This is a genomic window from Embleya sp. AB8 (assembly GCF_049739465.1).
In the GTDB taxonomy this organism is placed as follows: Bacteria; Actinomycetota; Actinomycetes; order Streptomycetales; family Streptomycetaceae; genus Embleya.
In genome coordinates this window covers 59,211-74,468 of record NZ_JBMHHY010000042.1, presented here as the reverse complement: position 1 = coordinate 74,468, position 15,258 = coordinate 59,211, and the positions used below count along the sequence as shown (strand labels likewise).

Below are 15,258 nucleotides of genomic sequence, written 5' to 3'. Positions count from 1 at the left end.
CTCCCCACCCGGCTCCCGACCCGGCTCCCCATCCGAGTCCCGACCCGGCTCCCCATCCGAGTCCCGACCCGACTCCCCACCCGGCTCCCGACCCGACTCCCCACCCGAGTCCCGACCCGACTCCCCACCCGAGTCCCGACCCGACTCCCCACCCGGCTCCCGACCCGACTCCCCATCCGAGTCCCAACCCAAGTCCCCGCTCAGCTCGCCGCCCGACCCCCTCCCCGGCTCCTCGCTCGACTCCCCACCCAACGACCAAGAAAGCCCCGGCAGTTCACCCTCCCCGGCGCCGAGCCGAAACGGCCCGCCCGGCTCCTCCCCCAACACGATCACGTCATACCCACCCGCCCCACAGCACCCGCTCCCGCTCCCATCCGCGTCCGGGCCCCCACCCTCACCCCCACCCTCACCCTCACCCTCACCCCCACCCTCACCCTCACCCTCACCCTCACCCTCACCCTCACCCTCACCGACCGCGTCCTCCCCGCCGCCGGCCCCGATCCCCCTCGCCTCCGCGTACCAACGCCCCAACGACCGGGCGAAGTCCGGATCCCGCTCGGCCCGTAACGACAACGCGCCGGCGAGCGCATCCGCCCGGGTCCACGCCCGTAACCCACCCGGTGCCTCGTGACCCAGCAGAGTCACCTCCAGCTCGCCGGTAGGCACCGCAGCCGACCGATGCGGCACCGCCAGCCCGTCCGCCCCAGCCCCCGCCCCCACCTCCGCCCCCACCTCCGCCCCCGCGTCCCCGCCCTCGCCCTCGCCCGCAGGCGAAGGCGCTTGCGGCAGCGGCAGCGGCATCCGCACCAGTTCGACTAGGCGCTTCCAAGCCAGTCGACCGGCGTCGCCGCCGGCCCCGGCGGCAAGCCCGCTCAGCAGGTCCACCGAGATCGATTCCATGCGATACCCCTTGCGCTCGGGCGACGACGGTGGGTCCACGGTAGAGCTCGGTAGCGCACTGTGAGGCCGGAACCGCATGCGCGAGTACCTCCCGATCGATCGGATCGATCCGATCGATCTCCCGGCTTCGGCAAAATCATCCGGATTTGTTCGGATGTCGGCGCCGATCCGTGCAAATCCGGCCTTCGGGTCACCCGTCATGCGTCCGCCCAGGTACGGCCGTTGCCCATGCCCGGAATGGCAACTCGTTCCATTTCTTCGCGTTCGCTCTGGTAGTGCACTACCGGCCGGTACTAAGGTCACTCCACGCGTTGGCCCAGGGGGTCGTCCCTTCCCCCTGGCCCGACGTGTTCGCTCGGCCGTGTTCCCCGCACCTCAGTACCTCGATAGACCCACGCTCATCGAGGAGGCCGCATGTCATCGAGCACGTCCCCATCGGACCCGCCGGCCGGAAACGATCCCGAACCGCCGCCCCCCGATCCCTCGGCTCACCCGGTTGCCCCGTCGCCCTCGGCGCCTCCGGCACCTCCCGACCGGATGCCCGCGATCCTGCGCGGCCTGTGGTACCGGCAGTTGCACCGCTACCCGGCCAACGGGCCGCGGATCTTCTACCTGTCCATCGTGGTCGTCGGCTCGGTGATCCTGTACTACGAGCTCTACATCCAGTACGCGGTCTCCACGCTGCTGATGCACGAATACGGCATGACCTTCATGTACGCGACGATGATCTCGGTCGTCGGCAACGCGGTAGGCGCGTTCGCCTCGCTCCTGGCCGGCCTCGCCGACCGCTGGGGGCGGGCCAATCTGGTCGTGTACGGCCTGCTGATCACCGGTGTCCTGGTCCTGTTCGCGCTGCCCAACGCGCCGAGCAAGGGCTGGTTCATGTTCTTCATGGCCCTGGTGAACATCGTCGAGGGCATGGCCCTGGTCGCCACACCGGCGTTGATCCGTGACTTCTCCCCGCAGGTCGGCCGGGCCGGGGCGATGGGCTTCTGGACGCTGGGGCCGATCGTCGGCAGCCTGGTGGTCACCACGGTCAGCAGCCACACCCTTGACACGAGCAGTTGGCAGGACGAGTTCCGCTACGCCGGCATCGTCGGTCTGCTCGTCTTCGTGATCGCGCTGTTCGGGCTGCGCGAGTTGTCCCCGGCGCTGCGCGACCAACTCATGGTCTCGCTACGGGACAAGGCGCTGATCGAGGCGAAGGCGCGCGGGCTGGACGTGGCGGCCACGCAGCAGAGCCACTGGCGGCAGCTGATGCGGCCGGACATCCTGGCGCCGGCGCTCGGGATCAGTCTGCACCTGATGTTCTACTACACCGTCGTGGGCAACCTGGTCGTCTACTACTCGACCGTCTACGGGTACTCCGAGCAGCGCACCAACGCGCTCGCCAACTGGTACTGGGGGGCCAACGCGATCGCCCTCGTCGTGGTCGGCATCGCGTCCGACCTGACCCGGGTACGCAAGCCGTTCATGATCGTGGGCGGCGTGGGCACGGTGGTGTTCACGTATCTGTTCGCGCTGACCACGGACAAGCCGGACACGGGCTACTACACGTTCGCCTGGCTGCTGGTCGGCATCGGGGTGTGCAGCGGGCTGACCTACGCGCCGTGGATGGCCGGGTACACGGAGACCGTCGAGAAGCACAATCCGGCGGCGACCGCGACGGGGTTGGCGGTGTGGGGCTGGATCATCCGGATCGTGGTATCGGTGTCCGCCGTATTCACCCCCGTGATCGTCACGTCGGCGACGCCGCTGGTGAACCATGGCCAAGAGGTGGTCGCGGCGCAGGCGGACGCGGGTCCCGCGCTCGAGTTGGTGCAGAAGGATCCGGCGCTGTTCGTACAGCTGTCCAAGTTCCCGAACCGTGCGGCGATCCCGCTCGACCTGCAGCTCAAGGCGCTGCAACTGGCCGGGGGCGACCTCGCCAAGCTGAACCTGGTCGAGCAGAAGCAGAAGTCGCTGGCCGTGCTGATCGACCACGGTCGGGAGGTACAGCAGGCCAAGGATCGGGCGAGCGACGAGTGGACGCGCTGGTGGTGGCTGACCCTGGCGTGCCAGGCGCTGTTCATCCCGTGCGTGTTCGTGATGGCCGGGCGCTGGAGTCCGCGCCGGGCCCGGGAGGACGAGGAGGCACACGCGCGGCGGGTCGAGGCGGAGTTGGCCGCGCTCGGCGCCGACGGCGCTCCGGATGTCGCGCAACCGGCCTGAGCCGGGACGCCCACATCGGCGGAGAGAACACGCCGGAAGGCGGAAAACGCCGAGGGCCGGCGCCGCACACGAAGTGCGGCACCGGCCCTCGGTCGTGCTGATCGGTGCGGATCAGAGGCGGTTGATGTTCTCCGCCTGGAGGCCCTTCTGGCCCTGCACGACGTCGAATTCGACGGCTTCGCCCTCGATGAGCTCACGGTAGCCGTTGCCCTGAATCGCGGAGAAGTGAGCGAAGACGTCGTCGCCGCCACCGTCCTGCGCGATGAAGCCGAAGCCCTTTTCCGAGTTGAACCACTTCACGGTTCCGGTAGCCATAATTTTCTCCCTACATGTGGGCCGATGAACGAATCCACACTTCGTGAATCCGGGCGTCGCCGCGTTTTTCGCCCTCATTTCGGAAGCTACCGAAATGCAAAATGCGCCCGTAGTGAACAGCTCTACAGGCGCACTCAGAAGATGATGCGAACCACAACTGCAACAGGCTTCAGACTAACACAGGACGAGGCCAAGATCGAGTCCTGCCGCAAAACGTCCGTGTCCGACCGCTTCACACCGCACTCTGCGCACCTGTCGACCGGTCTGTGACCGGTCCGCCGACAGAACCCAGCGATCGAGCGGATCTGCGCGCTTTACCCATCCGTGCCGGGCGTCAAACCACAAACCTGGACATCGGGCAACCCGGACCGGCCGGCCGACCTCGCGCGCGGCCGGCTACTGCTCCGACCGGTCCGCCACCCGGTCCGGCACCGGCGCGGCCGGCACCGGGACCGGGCGGCTCGGTCCGCGCACCCAGCGGGCCGGGGCGGCGGAGAGCAGATGCAGGGCGGCCTCCATCGGGCCTCGGCGCAGCGTGTGTCGCCAGAGCCCGCACAGCACCAGGGCGGCGGCGGCGAAGCCGAACAGTCGACTCCAGGTCTGCCCCCGGTCGAGCGGGAACCACTGGTCGATCGCGATCAGGTGGCCGGTGTACACGGTGAGCGCCATCGCGCCGACCGCGATCAGCGGGTCGAGCAGGATCCGGCCGATCCGGGCCCGGCAGGCCAGTAGGGCCAGGCCGAGCAGGGCGAGCGCGACGCCGGTCGCGCCGACGATCTCGAACGGTGTGCCGGTGTGTCCCTCGGCGACGGTGAGCCAGGCCGGGTCGGTCACCGGGACCGAGCCGACGCGCCCGTGGATCAGCTCGGGCACGGTGTCCGGCGCCGCCACGCGGGCGAGTCGCTCGCCGGTGAACAGCTCGACGACGAGCCAGGAGCCGCCGTAGCCGAGCACCGCGAGGCCGCCGCCGATCCCGACGAGGGCGCGCTGGACCCGCAGGTCGGCCACCCGCAACCGGCCCACCGCCATCCCGGCAAGGACGAACGGGAGCCAGGTGAGCGCCGGGTAGCTGCCGGTCAGGAACAACGTCCGGAACAGTTCGCCCGGACCGTGCCAGTCGTCGAAGCCGGGGGCCGCATAGGCGATCTCGCCGGTGTCGCCGGCGCGGCGCAGCAGGAACGAGGCGATCGGACCGAGCAGCGCGAGACCGGCGGCGAGCAGCGCGAGGGTACGCGCGTCCAGCCACAGGGCGGGCCACGCGAGCAGGAAGTAGAGGCCGTAGAAGGCGAGGATGACGAGCACGCCGGTGTCCAGGTCGGCCAGCCACATGCCGAGCGGGATCAGCAGCGCGGCGCGGACCAGCACCCGGGTGACCACGGCGGCGGTGTCCCGGTGCCATCCGCGCAGCGGGGCCCGGCCGGACATCAGTACCAGGGACAGTCCGGCCAGGAACGCGAACAGCGCGGCGGCTCGGCCGGTGACCCCCTGGACCAGCGTGTCCAGGCCGCCGCCGTAGGGGTTCGGACCGACGTGGGAGGCGAACATCCCCAGGATCGCGAGCGCACGAGCGGCGTCCACACCGACGATTCGCGCCCGCCGCCGCCCCTTCTCTCGCACCCCCACTTCGGCCCACATGCGCCCACCATAGGCGGCGATTCCGACCCCGGTCGGTCCTCGCGGCGCGGGTGCGCGCGTCGTCGGGTGGGCTATTCGGCCGCGTCCGGGGACTGCGCGCCGACCGCGGCGGATTCGGCGCCGCGGCGCCGGACCACGACCATGCCCAGCGCCAGCGAGACGCAGCCGACGAAGACGCTGACCACGACCGGCGTGGACAGGCCGTGTCGGACCGAGGCCCCCGCCGCGCACTGGACCAGCGTCATCGGCAACATGCCGAGCGCCGTCCCGATCACGAAGTGGCCGGTGCGGATCGCGGTCGCCGCCGCGCCGTAGCTGACCACCGAGGAGGGGATCACCGGGATCATCCGCAGGATCGTGATCGGCACCAGGCCGTGGCGGGAGAGTCGGCGGTCGAGTACGGCCAGCGCCTCTCGCTTGTGCAGCCACCCGCTGATCCGTTCCCGGCCCAGCCGGCGGCCCAGGTAGAGGCTGATCAGGGCGCCCGCGGTGGCCCCGATCAGGGTGACCACGGTGCCGCCGAGCGCGCCGAACAGCGCGCCGGCGACCGGTGCGAACAACGACTTGGGTATCAGCGCGACGACGCCGAGCGCGCAGACGACGGTGAAGATCGTCACCGAGACCGGCAGCGGCCAGTGTGTCCACGCGCCGTGGTCGAGGAAGTCGCGCAACGCGTCGAGCAAGCTCCGCACGGTGTCCAACCTGCGTCCGCCCCTCGTACCCCTGGTGTGACGGCGCCGAATGCGCCGGATGCCGATCGATCGCACGATCTCGTGCGCGGCGTCGGCCGCGCCGGTCGCCCCGGGCGCGCCCAGGCCCCATGGCGCGCATTCGGCCCATTGTACGGAGCGCCCGCGTCGTCCGCGTGAACACCGGGACGGGTCGAAATGATCATGAAAGGAATGAACGGGGCACGGTCCGCGCATCGATCCGCCGCGCCGGCGCGGGTCTCGCACTGGAGCGGGCCGGGCATCCGTGTTAGAAAACCTACTGACCACTAGGTTTTTATGGAGGATCCATGACCGAGACCACCGCACGCACGCGCTTCCGTGCCGCGACCTGTCCCTACGAGGACGCGGCGCTGCCGATCGAGGAGCGGGTGGCGGACCTGCTCGGCCGGATGACGGTCGCCGAGAAGGCCGGTCTGATGTTCCAGACCATCGCGGTCATGGGCGCCGAGGGCACCCTGTTCGACGACGACGGCACCGGCTCGACGCCGTTCGGCTTCAGCGTCCGGCAGCTGATCGCCGACAAGGGGATGAACCACTTCAACCTGCTCGGCGGCGGCAGGCCCGAGCACATCGCGCAGTGGCACAACCGGATCCAGGAACTGGCCCTGGAGACCCGCCTGGGCATCCCGGTCACCCTCTCCACCGACCCCCGGCACCACTTCACCGACAACCCGGGCACCGCCGCGTACGCCGAGGGTTTCTCGCAGTACCCCGAGACGCTCGGCCTGGCCGCGATCGGCGACCCCGAGCTGGTCCGCGAGTTCGCCGACCTGATGCGCCGCGAATACCTCGCGGTCGGCATCCGGCTCGCCCTGCACCCGCAGATCGACCTGGCCACCGAGCCGCGCTGGGCGCGGATCAACGGCACGTTCGGCGAGGACGCCGAGCTGACCGGCACGTTGGTCGCCGCCTATATCCGCGGCGCCCAGGGCGAGACGTTGAACACCGAGTCGGTGGCGTGCATGACCAAGCACTTCCCCGGCGGCGGCCCGCAGCTCGACGGCGAGGACCCGCACTTCGCCTACGGGCGCGAACAGGTCTACCCGGGCGACAACTTCGACTACCACCTGGCGCCGTTCAAGCAGGCGCTCGCGGCCGGCACGTCGCAGATGATGCCGTACTACGGGATGCCGATCGACACGGAGCACGAGGAGGTCGCGTTCGGGTTCAACAAGGGCGTCATCACCGGCCTGCTCCGCGACGAGTTGGGCTTCGACGGCATCGTGTGCACCGACTGGGGCCTGATCTCCGATACGAACATCATGGGCCAGCCGATGCCCGCGCGGGCCTGGGGCGTCGAGGACCTGTCCGTACCGGACCGGGTGTTGCGGGTGCTCGAGGCCGGTTGCGACCAGTTCGGCGGCGAGGACATCCCCGAGCAGATCGTCGCGCTGGTCGAGGCGGGCCGGCTGCGCGAGGAGCGGCTGGACGTATCGGTCCGGCGGCTGCTGCGGGAGAAGTTCGTACTCGGCCTGTTCGACGACCCGTTCGTGGACCCGGCGGCCACCGCCGCACGGGTCGGCACCGACGCGGGCATCGCGGCCGGGCGGCTCGCGCAGAGCAGGTCGATCACCGTGCTGAAGAACGAATCGCCGCTGCCGCAGCACGATTCGCTGCTGCCGCTGGCCGAGGGCACGCGCGTGTATATCCGCGGCGTCGACGCCGAGGTGGCCGCCCGGTACGGCACGGTGGTGGCCACGCCGGAGGAGGCGGACGTGGCGATCGTCCGGATCAAGACGCCGTTCGAGCCGCGCGAAGGGGGCTTCGAGCAGTTCTTCCACGCGGGTTCGCTGGAGTTCGCCGAGGCCGAGCTGACCCCGATCCTGGACCTGTGCGCGACGGTGCCCACCGTCGTGGACATCCACCTCGAACGCCCGGCGGTGCTCCCGGAGATCGCCGAGGCGGCGGGCGCGCTGGTGGCGAACTACGGCTGCGCCGACGCGCCGCTCCTGGACACCCTGTTCGGTCGGGTCCGGCCCGAGGGCGACCTGCCCTTCGAGCTGCCCCGGTCGATGGCCGACGTACGCGCCCAGCGCTCGGACGTACCGCGCGACGGCAAGGACCCGGTCTTCCCGTTCGGACACGGCCTGCGCTACCGAGCCGACCGCTCCTGAGTCGGCCGAAAAGTACCGGGTGATCCGGAACGCGACGACTCGCCCGAAGCACCACGAGACCCACCCGGCACGGCCCGCCGGGTGGGTCTCGGGCGCGGCGGACACGCACCGGTTCACCATTGCCGCCCTCGCCTGCTTAGGGTGCTGCCATGGGTAGCGAGCGGCGGGAGGGCGTAGCCCTGTCTCTGCACGCGACGGCCCGGGCGCTGCGGGTGTACCGGCTGCGTGCCGTCGCGTCGACCGTGGTCGGCCTGGCCTGCACGGGAGCGTGGTCGGTGATCCTGTCCACGTCCGGGGACGGCGGCGACGAGGGCTGGAGCGGCTGGGGCATGGTCCCGCTCGTGGTCGGCGTGGTCGCCCTGGTGATCGGAATCGGCGGGCTCGTCCTGGCCCGGCGGATGCGGCGCACGTTGTCCCGCCATCCGTGGGTGACCTGCTCCTGCCGCTTCCGCGACCCGGCCGACGGCGACGGCGCGTGGGGACCGCCGCTGGTGATCGGCGACCGGGCCGGCGACGGCACGCAGTACGCGCTGATCGTGGTGTCCATGTCGCATCGCTGGTGGCACCTGCACAAGTGCGACGGCGGCGACGTGTGGTTCGCGGGCGACCCCACCCGGGGCGGCGTGGTCTCCCCGCCCGGGGGCGAACTCCTGCTGTGGACCCGGCCGAGCCGACTCAGCCGCAGCAGCCGACCCACCCGCCGGGCGAACCCCGCGGGAGCCTGAGCCGTCGCCGACCGATCCGCGCACCGCGACACCGGTCCCGCGGCTTGCGGATCCGGCTCACTTCACCACCCGCATGCTGATCGGATAGCGCATCACATCGCCACCGGCCGCGCGCGCCCCGCCGAGGATGGCGAACACCGCAATCGCCGTGAACATCGCGGAGATCAGCAGGCCGCCCGCAATGTTGCCGAACAGCGCCAGGATCGGGGTCAGTACGAACGAGAACAGGCACGTCAACTGGAAGTTGAGCGCCGAACTCGCGTTGGCCCGGACGAACTTCGAACGGCTGCCCACGGTGCGCCGGATCAGATACGGACCGACCACGGGCGCACAGAACCCGCTCCAGTGGGCGACCGCGCTCCACCCGCGCTCGCGTCCCGGCCGCAGCGCCTCGAACGGCCGCGCGGGTGGCCGATCGAGCATCCACGGCAGCGGCGGCGGTCCGGGCCTGGGCCGCGCCATCGGCACCGGCGGTGGGGGCCCCGCCATCGGCATCAGCAGATCCTCGAGCAGGGTCTCCAGATCCGACCGGGTCTTCCCGGCCAGCGCCGCCGCCACCCGTTCCTCGAACTCGTCGACGGTCAGCCGGCCTTCGCCGTAGGCGTACTTCAGGTGTTCGATCGTGCGCTCACGATCCGCGTCACTTACCCGCATGTGCGCGGGCATGCCGTACCAATGAGGTGGATGAGGACCGGAATTCGGGTGCATGCGCGGCTCCTCTCGCTGTGCACACGGCTCCGTACAGCATGCGCCGTCGACGAAGCGTGGTCCATCAGGGATAACCCTTGGGCCGACCCCGAGGCAACCGCCGCAGGGATGACCCGGGTTGCCGCTCGGGCGAACGCCGCGAGGGTCGGGAACCGATCCGATGTCGGCTGCGTCACAGCGCCATGCGAATCCACGACCGCTCCACGCGCGGGGCCGCGGCCCTGCCGATATTCGTGCTGACGGCGGGACTCGTCGTCGGCGGATGCACATCCTCCTCCGACCACGACGCCAAGCCGGAGCCGACCCGGCCGAGCACGCCGTCCGCCGAGTCGGTACGGCTGACCGCGTTCGACTCGTGCGGCGCGCTCGTCGACGACTTCCGCACCGCGGCGACGCGGCGGATGGACGGGCAGACCGGGTCCGCGCGGTTGCCCGACGGCGCGATCCCGGACCAGGGGGCGCCGGCCGGCGCGCCCAAGGCGGCCCAGGGCTTGGCGGCGGACGCGGCGGCACCCGCCGCGCCCGGCGCCCAGGAGCACTCGACCACCAACAACCAGGAGCAGGGCGTCGACGAGCCCGACGTGGTCAAGACCGACGGCCGCCGGGTGTTGACCGTGGCAACCGGCCGGTTGACCGTGGTCGACGTGGCGACCCACCGAATCAGCGGCACGCTGGAGGTGCCGGGGGCGCGCGCGAGCAACCTGCTGCTGTCCGGCGACCGGGCCCTGCTGATCCTGAACAGCAGCCCGAACCTGCCGCAGAGCTCCGGCGGTTCGGGCAAGGCGGTGCCGCTCCCGAGCAGCGGCACCGCGTCGATCGCGCCGGACACCCGGGCCCGCTTCGTGCTCGTCGACCTGACCGGCGCGCCCCGGGTGATCGGTGATCTGTCGGTGGACGGCAATTACACCGACGGGCGGCAGATCGGCAACATCGCGCGGATCGTGGTGCGCTCGCGCCCGCGCCTGACCATGTCGATGGACAACTCGCCGGACCGGGCCAAGGAACTGATCCGCCGATCCACCACCTCCGACTGGTTGCCGCAGTTCACGCTGGCCGCCAACGGCCGGACCGACTCGGGCAATCTGGTCGGCTGCGATCGGGTCAGCCGACCGGTCGATCGGCCCGGCGACAGCGGACACACCGGCGCCGCGACGCTGAGCGTGTTGTCCTTCGACCTGACCCGCGACCTGGACAAGGGCGATCCGGTGACGGTGGCCGCCGACGTGGACAACGTGTACGCCACGGACGCCAATCTCTACCTGGCCACCACGACCAGGCAGCGAAACGTGTCGAGCGACGCGAAGGTGATCGGCGGCGGGTCGCCGATCACGAGCACCGTGATCAACCAACTCGACATCTCCGGCCGGGATCTCTCCGGGAACAAGGGCACCCCGAAGCTGGTCGCCACCGGCGTGGTCTCCGGCTCGATGATCAACCGGTACGCGATGTCGGAGCACGCGGGCAACCTGCGGGTGGCCACCACGCTGAGCGCCGGCGACCCGACCGTCCCCAGGTCGCTGCCGAGCGGACTGCCCACCGGCGGCACCACCGGGAGCACCTCCGCACCGGGCGACACCACCCAAAGCGGCACCCTGCCGGGCGGCAACGCGCAAAGCGGCGCCACCGACAGCGCCGGCGCCCCGAGCAGCGCCGCACCGAGCACGACCGCGCCGAGCGCCGCGGTCCCCGGCGCCCCGGCCGCCCCCGCGAGCAACTCGCGTCCCGGCATCGCGCCGAGCGCCGGGACGGACGGTCAGCCGAGCACGCCGCCGAACATGTCGCCGCCGATCGCGCCGCGCTCCAGCAGCGAGTCGGCGATCACCGTGCTGGCCCGCGACGGCGACCGGCTGACCACGATCGGCCGAGTGGGCGGACTGGGCCGGACCGAGCGAATCATGGGCGTACGCTTCGCCGGTCCGATCGCCTACGTGGTGACCTTCCGGCAGACCGACCCGCTGTACACGGTCGATCTCCGCGATCCGCGCGACCCGAAGACGATCGGCGAGCTGAAGCTCAACGGCTATTCGGCCTACCTGCACCCGATCGCCGACGGTCGGCTGATCGGCGTCGGCCAGGACGCCACCGACGGCGGACGCCGGCTGGGCACCCAGGTGTCCCTGTTCGACGTGAACAACCTCGCCGCTCCGAACCGGGTCGCGCAATATGTGGTGCCGGGAGCCGATTCGCAGGCCGAGCAGGACGCGCACGCGTTCCTGTACTGGCCCAAGGACGGCACCGTGGTGGTGCCGGTGTCCGGCTCCTACCTCGTCCCGCCGCAACTGCCGGGCGATCGGGCGCAGATCGCGCCGGGCGAGAAGTCCCCGTACGGCGAGCGCCCCTACGCCCTGGTGTTGCGGATCGACGGCACCAGGATCGTCGAGGTGGGCCGGGTCACCCACCCGGACGCGCGGATCCAGCGTTCCCTGGTGATCGGCACCGACCTGTGGACGGTCTCCACCGCCGGGATCTCCGTGGACCGGCTCGCCGACGTGCGGCAGGTGGCCTGGATCCCGACCGCGTGAGCGTCCCGCGCCCGAGCCGATCGAGCCGGTCTGCTATACCGGAAGGGCCGATCTGACAGACCATCAGAAACGACCGGGAGCGCACATGGCGGCCACCGTCTTCACCGACCTCCAGCAGATCAAGGACTCGGTGGGCAAGCACCTCGGGTACAGCGAGTGGCTGGAGATCACCCAGGAGCGGATCAACCTGTTCGCCGACGCGACCGGCGACCACCAGTGGATCCACGTGGACGTGGCCAAGGCGACGGAGGGGCCGTTCGGCGCGCCGATCGCGCACGGCTATCTGACCCTGGCGCTGTCCAACCTCTTCCTGCCGCAGCTCGTCGAGGTGCGCAACATCTCGATGGGCGTCAACTACGGCGTGGACAAGGTGCGCTTCCCCGCCCCGGTCCCGGTCGGCTCGCGGGTGCGCGGCGGGGCCGAGATCGCGGCGGTGACGGACATCGCGGGCGGCATCCAGGTGATCATCCGGATCACCGTGGAGATCGACGGCGCGGCCAAGCCGGCGTGCGTCATCGACTCGATCACCCGGTATCTGGCCTGATCGACCTGCCGTACGCAACCGCCGGACGGGCCGGCCCGGGCCCGCCCGGCGGTCGCGACGGCCTACGCCTCCGGCTCGATCAACACGCAGCGGGTCCGGCTGTAGATGGTCGGCATACATTTGTTGCAATGCGTACAGGACGACGCGATGTTCCGATCGGCCGCGATCCGGTTGATCAGGTCCGGCTCGTGCAACAACGCGCGGCCCATCGCGACGAAATCGAAGCCCTCGGTCATCGCCAGGTCCATCGTGTCCCGGTTGGTGATCCCGCCGAGCAGGATCAGCGGCAGCTTCAGCTCGGCCCGGAACTGCCGGGCGGAGGCCAGCAGATACGCCTCCTCGTAGGGGTACGAGCGCAGGATCCGGTGGCCGATCAGCTTGACCCCCAGCCGCTGCGGCTGCGCGAAGGTGGCGGCGAACTCCGGGACCGGCGCGTCGCCTCGGAAGAGGTACATCGGGTTCAGCAGCGAGCTGCCCGCGGTCAGCTCCAACGCGTCCAGCGAGCCGTCCTGTGCCAACCAGCGTGCGGTTTGCAGGCTTTCGGCCAACCGGATCCCGCCCGGGACGCCGTCCTCCATGTTGAGCTTGGCCAGCACCGCGATCCGGTCCCCCACCGCGTCGCGCACCGCCCGACACACCCCGCGCGCCACCTTGGCCCGGTTGGCGAGCGGACCGCCGTAGGCGTCCTTGCGGTGGTTGAGCCCGGGGCTGAGAAAGGCGCTGGCGAAGTAGTTGTGGCCCAGGTGGATCTCCACCGCGTCGAACCCGGACTCGATCGCGAGCAGCGCGGCGTCGGCGTGTGCCCGGGTGATCCGGGCGATGTCGTCCTCGGTGGCGGCACGTGTGACGCGCATGCTCAGCGGGTTGAACATCCGGCCCGCCGACAGCGCCGGTCGGCCGTTGGATCTGGCGTTGGCCACCGGGCCGGCGTGGCCCAGTTGTGCGGAGACCGCCGCCCCCTCGGCGTGCACCGCGTCGGTGAGTCGGCGCAACCCAGGCACCGCCTCGGGGCGCATCCAGATCTGGTGTCGGTCGGTGCGTCCCTCGGGGGCGACCGCGCAGTACGCCACCGTGGTCATCCCGATCCCGCCGGCGGCGGGCCGGCGGTGGTACTCGATCAGGTCGTCGGTGACCAGCGCGTCCGGTGTGGCGCCCTCGAAGGTCGCGGCCTTGATGATCCGGTTGCGCAGGGTGAGCGGGCCGAGCTTGGCGGGAGCGAGCACGTCGGGTATCACGGGGCACCTCGTTGTGTGCGGGGCGGACCGGCCGCGCACCGGCCGGCAGCGCGCGCCACGGCTCGGGCCGCTGTCACGGCACGCACCAAACCACGAAGCGCCCGCATTTTCAATCGCCGATCGAAAGCCGGGCGGGGGTTCGGGTCAGGTCAGCGGGACCACCAGGACCGGGCAGTGCGCGTGTTCGATCGCCGCCGACGTGACGTGGCCGACCCAGTGCCGCAGCGGACCCCGGCGGTGCCGCACGCCGACCACGGCCAACGCGCTGTCGGCGGACGCGGCCACCAGTGCCCCGGCCGCGTCGCCCAGGACCGATTCGGTGCGCACCTCGACGTCCGGGAACTGCGCCCGCACGCGCGCCAACGCGCCCGCCAACGCGGTCGCGTGCACCTCGCCGACCGCGCGCAGGTCCGCCTCGGTGGGGCCGGCGAGCCCCGCGTATCCGGGCCAACTCCACGCGTGCACGGCGTGTACCGGCAGCCCCCAGCCCCGAGCCGCCTCGAACGCGGCGCGCACGGCCGCTCCGTCCCCGTCGCCCTGCACGCCCAGCAGCACGTCCGCCCCGCGCACCCCGGGTACGCCGGCCCCGGTCGGCGTGGCGTGCTCGCCGCGCACGATCAGCAGCGGGCACGGGGTCCGCGCGGCCAGGAACCGCGAGACCGAACCGAGCCGCAGGCCGACGAACCCGCCCCGCCCGCGTGATCCGGTGACCAGCAACACCGCGCGCTCGGCCGCCGCGAGCAGCACGTCGCCGGGCAGGCCGTAGCCGAGCGTGGCCTGCACGGTCAGGTTCGGGTAGCGCCGCAGTGCCGCCGCGGCCGCGTCCCGGACCAGTTCCTCGGCGGCCCGGCGGGTGTCCTCGTTCGGCTCCACCGTCTCGAAGCCCGGGGTGGCCATCGGCACCCGGATCGTGTGCACGACGCGCAACACCGCGCCGCTGCGCGCCGCCGCCTCCGCGGCCCGGGCCACCGCCCGATCGCCGTGCTCCGAGCCGTCCGTGCCCACGACCACCAGGGGTGTGTCGACCGCGCCCGTGTTCGCCATGCCTGCCCTCCACCGCCGCCGCGCGGCTTCCTCGCCGCGTCCAGGTCCGGGGTCCGAACGCGAAGACCGGCCCGGCGGGGCTGCCGCCGGGCCGGTTCGGGTGACCGCCGCGATCAGAAGTTCAGGTTGCTCAGCAGGTTCGCGACGCTCTTGCCACTGCTGTGGATGCTCGGCGCGATCGAGGTACCGGCGAGATAGAACCCGAGCAGCGCGCACACGATCGCGTGCGGGATTCGCATGCCGCCCTTGCGGATGAAGATGAACACGATGACGCCCAGCAGGACGACGGTGGAGATGGACAAGGCCATGGGGGTGACTCCTCGGGACGGCGCGCCCGGGGGCGCAGGGGACGAGTGCCGGTGGGACGGCGGGACTTGTGTGCTTTTGTCACCGGGACAAAAACTAACAGAAAGTGTCAACAAAGTAGCAAAGTGTCACACTTCTGCTCGGCGAGTCGCGCTCGGCGGCGGCGTTTCCCGGCGTGTCGTGTCCCGCCCCGGCGCGGAGCCGGTCGGCCACAAACGACTGCGGCCGGCCCGACGAATACGTCGGACCGGCCGCAGTACGTGTGAAG

Annotated in this window: 12 protein-coding genes and 1 pseudogene; 5 read left to right on the top strand and 8 right to left on the bottom strand. The window is 71.2% G+C overall.

Features of this window, described 5'->3' with window-relative positions; all coding sequences use genetic code 11:
* Positions 1–900: pseudogene (locus ABIA38_RS41550) on the bottom strand (hypothetical protein); the annotation flags it as partial.
* A gap of 537 nt (positions 901–1,437) precedes the next feature.
* On the opposite strand from ABIA38_RS41550, the gene ABIA38_RS41545 reads away from it, so the two are divergent.
* Positions 1,438–3,111, top strand: a complete 1,674-nt coding sequence (locus ABIA38_RS41545) for an MFS transporter (RefSeq protein ID WP_424644194.1) — start codon at positions 1,438–1,440, stop codon at positions 3,109–3,111.
* 111 nt (positions 3,112–3,222) lie between these two features.
* On the opposite strand, the gene ABIA38_RS41540 is transcribed toward ABIA38_RS41545, so the two are convergent.
* The 3 genes from ABIA38_RS41540 to ABIA38_RS41530 all read right to left on the bottom strand — a co-directional run bounded on the left by ABIA38_RS41540 (position 3,223) and on the right by ABIA38_RS41530 (position 5,753).
* Positions 3,223–3,426, bottom strand: coding sequence for a cold-shock protein (locus ABIA38_RS41540; protein WP_078974744.1), 204 nt, complete (start codon positions 3,424–3,426; stop codon positions 3,223–3,225).
* A 396-nt stretch (positions 3,427–3,822) separates the two neighbouring features.
* A complete protein-coding gene (locus tag ABIA38_RS41535; RefSeq protein ID WP_424644193.1) occupies positions 3,823–5,061 on the bottom strand; it encodes a DUF418 domain-containing protein in 1,239 nt (412 codons plus the stop codon).
* 71 nt (positions 5,062–5,132) lie between these two features.
* Positions 5,133–5,753: a TVP38/TMEM64 family protein gene (locus ABIA38_RS41530; protein WP_424644192.1), complete on the bottom strand. Its 621-nt coding sequence runs from the start codon at positions 5,751–5,753 to the stop codon at positions 5,133–5,135.
* A gap of 326 nt (positions 5,754–6,079) precedes the next feature.
* Here ABIA38_RS41530 and ABIA38_RS41525 point away from each other — a divergent pair, with 326 nt between their 5' ends.
* Entirely contained in the window at positions 6,080–7,906 is a 1,827-nt protein-coding gene (locus ABIA38_RS41525) for a glycoside hydrolase family 3 protein (protein ID WP_424644191.1), read from the top strand.
* A 149-nt stretch (positions 7,907–8,055) separates the two neighbouring features.
* A complete protein-coding gene (locus tag ABIA38_RS41520) occupies positions 8,056–8,631 on the top strand; it encodes a hypothetical protein (protein WP_424644190.1) in 576 nt (191 codons plus the stop codon).
* A 57-nt stretch (positions 8,632–8,688) separates the two neighbouring features.
* On the opposite strand, the gene ABIA38_RS41515 is transcribed toward ABIA38_RS41520, so the two are convergent.
* Positions 8,689–9,285, bottom strand: coding sequence for a DUF1707 and DUF4870 domain-containing protein (locus ABIA38_RS41515; RefSeq protein ID WP_424644189.1), 597 nt, complete (start codon positions 9,283–9,285; stop codon positions 8,689–8,691).
* 236 nt (positions 9,286–9,521) lie between these two features.
* On the opposite strand from ABIA38_RS41515, the gene ABIA38_RS41510 reads away from it, so the two are divergent.
* Together ABIA38_RS41510 and ABIA38_RS41505 are read left to right on the top strand one after the other, a co-directional pair.
* Positions 9,522–11,861 (top strand): beta-propeller domain-containing protein, encoded by a 2,340-nt coding sequence (locus ABIA38_RS41510; RefSeq protein WP_424644188.1) that lies wholly within the window; start codon positions 9,522–9,524, stop codon positions 11,859–11,861.
* Positions 11,862–11,946: 85 nt separating this feature from the next.
* Entirely contained in the window at positions 11,947–12,405 is a 459-nt protein-coding gene (locus ABIA38_RS41505; RefSeq protein ID WP_424644187.1) for a MaoC family dehydratase, read from the top strand.
* Positions 12,406–12,467: 62 nt separating this feature from the next.
* Here the strand turns inward: ABIA38_RS41505 and ABIA38_RS41500 are convergent, their stop codons facing one another.
* The 3 genes from ABIA38_RS41500 to ABIA38_RS41490 all read right to left on the bottom strand — a co-directional run bounded on the left by ABIA38_RS41500 (position 12,468) and on the right by ABIA38_RS41490 (position 14,992).
* Complete coding sequence (locus ABIA38_RS41500; protein WP_424644186.1) at positions 12,468–13,640, bottom strand: NADH:flavin oxidoreductase; 1,173 nt, start codon at positions 13,638–13,640, stop codon at positions 12,468–12,470.
* Between the two features lie 144 nt (positions 13,641–13,784).
* Positions 13,785–14,684 (bottom strand): universal stress protein, encoded by a 900-nt coding sequence (locus tag ABIA38_RS41495; RefSeq protein ID WP_424644185.1) that lies wholly within the window; start codon positions 14,682–14,684, stop codon positions 13,785–13,787.
* Between the two features lie 113 nt (positions 14,685–14,797).
* A complete protein-coding gene (locus tag ABIA38_RS41490; protein WP_424644184.1) occupies positions 14,798–14,992 on the bottom strand; it encodes a DUF2304 domain-containing protein in 195 nt (64 codons plus the stop codon).
* Positions 14,993–15,258 lie beyond the last annotated feature (266 nt).

Coding starts and splice junctions, on each gene's coding strand:
- ABIA38_RS41545 (WP_424644194.1), top strand. CDS start 1,438: ATGCCCGCGATCCTGCGCGGCCTGTGGTACCGGCAGTTGCACCGCTAC.
- ABIA38_RS41540 (WP_078974744.1), bottom strand. CDS start 3,426: ATGGCTACCGGAACCGTGAAGTGGTTCAACTCGGAAAAGGGCTTCGGC.
- ABIA38_RS41535 (WP_424644193.1), bottom strand. CDS start 5,061: ATGTGGGCCGAAGTGGGGGTGCGAGAGAAGGGGCGGCGGCGGGCGCGA.
- ABIA38_RS41525 (WP_424644191.1), top strand. CDS start 6,080: ATGACCGAGACCACCGCACGCACGCGCTTCCGTGCCGCGACCTGTCCC.
- ABIA38_RS41520 (WP_424644190.1), top strand. CDS start 8,056: ATGGGTAGCGAGCGGCGGGAGGGCGTAGCCCTGTCTCTGCACGCGACG.
- ABIA38_RS41515 (WP_424644189.1), bottom strand. CDS start 9,285: ATGCGGGTAAGTGACGCGGATCGTGAGCGCACGATCGAACACCTGAAG.
- ABIA38_RS41510 (WP_424644188.1), top strand. CDS start 9,522: ATGCGAATCCACGACCGCTCCACGCGCGGGGCCGCGGCCCTGCCGATA.
- ABIA38_RS41505 (WP_424644187.1), top strand. CDS start 11,947: ATGGCGGCCACCGTCTTCACCGACCTCCAGCAGATCAAGGACTCGGTG.
- ABIA38_RS41495 (WP_424644185.1), bottom strand. CDS start 14,684: ATGGCGAACACGGGCGCGGTCGACACACCCCTGGTGGTCGTGGGCACG.
- ABIA38_RS41490 (WP_424644184.1), bottom strand. CDS start 14,992: ATGGCCTTGTCCATCTCCACCGTCGTCCTGCTGGGCGTCATCGTGTTC.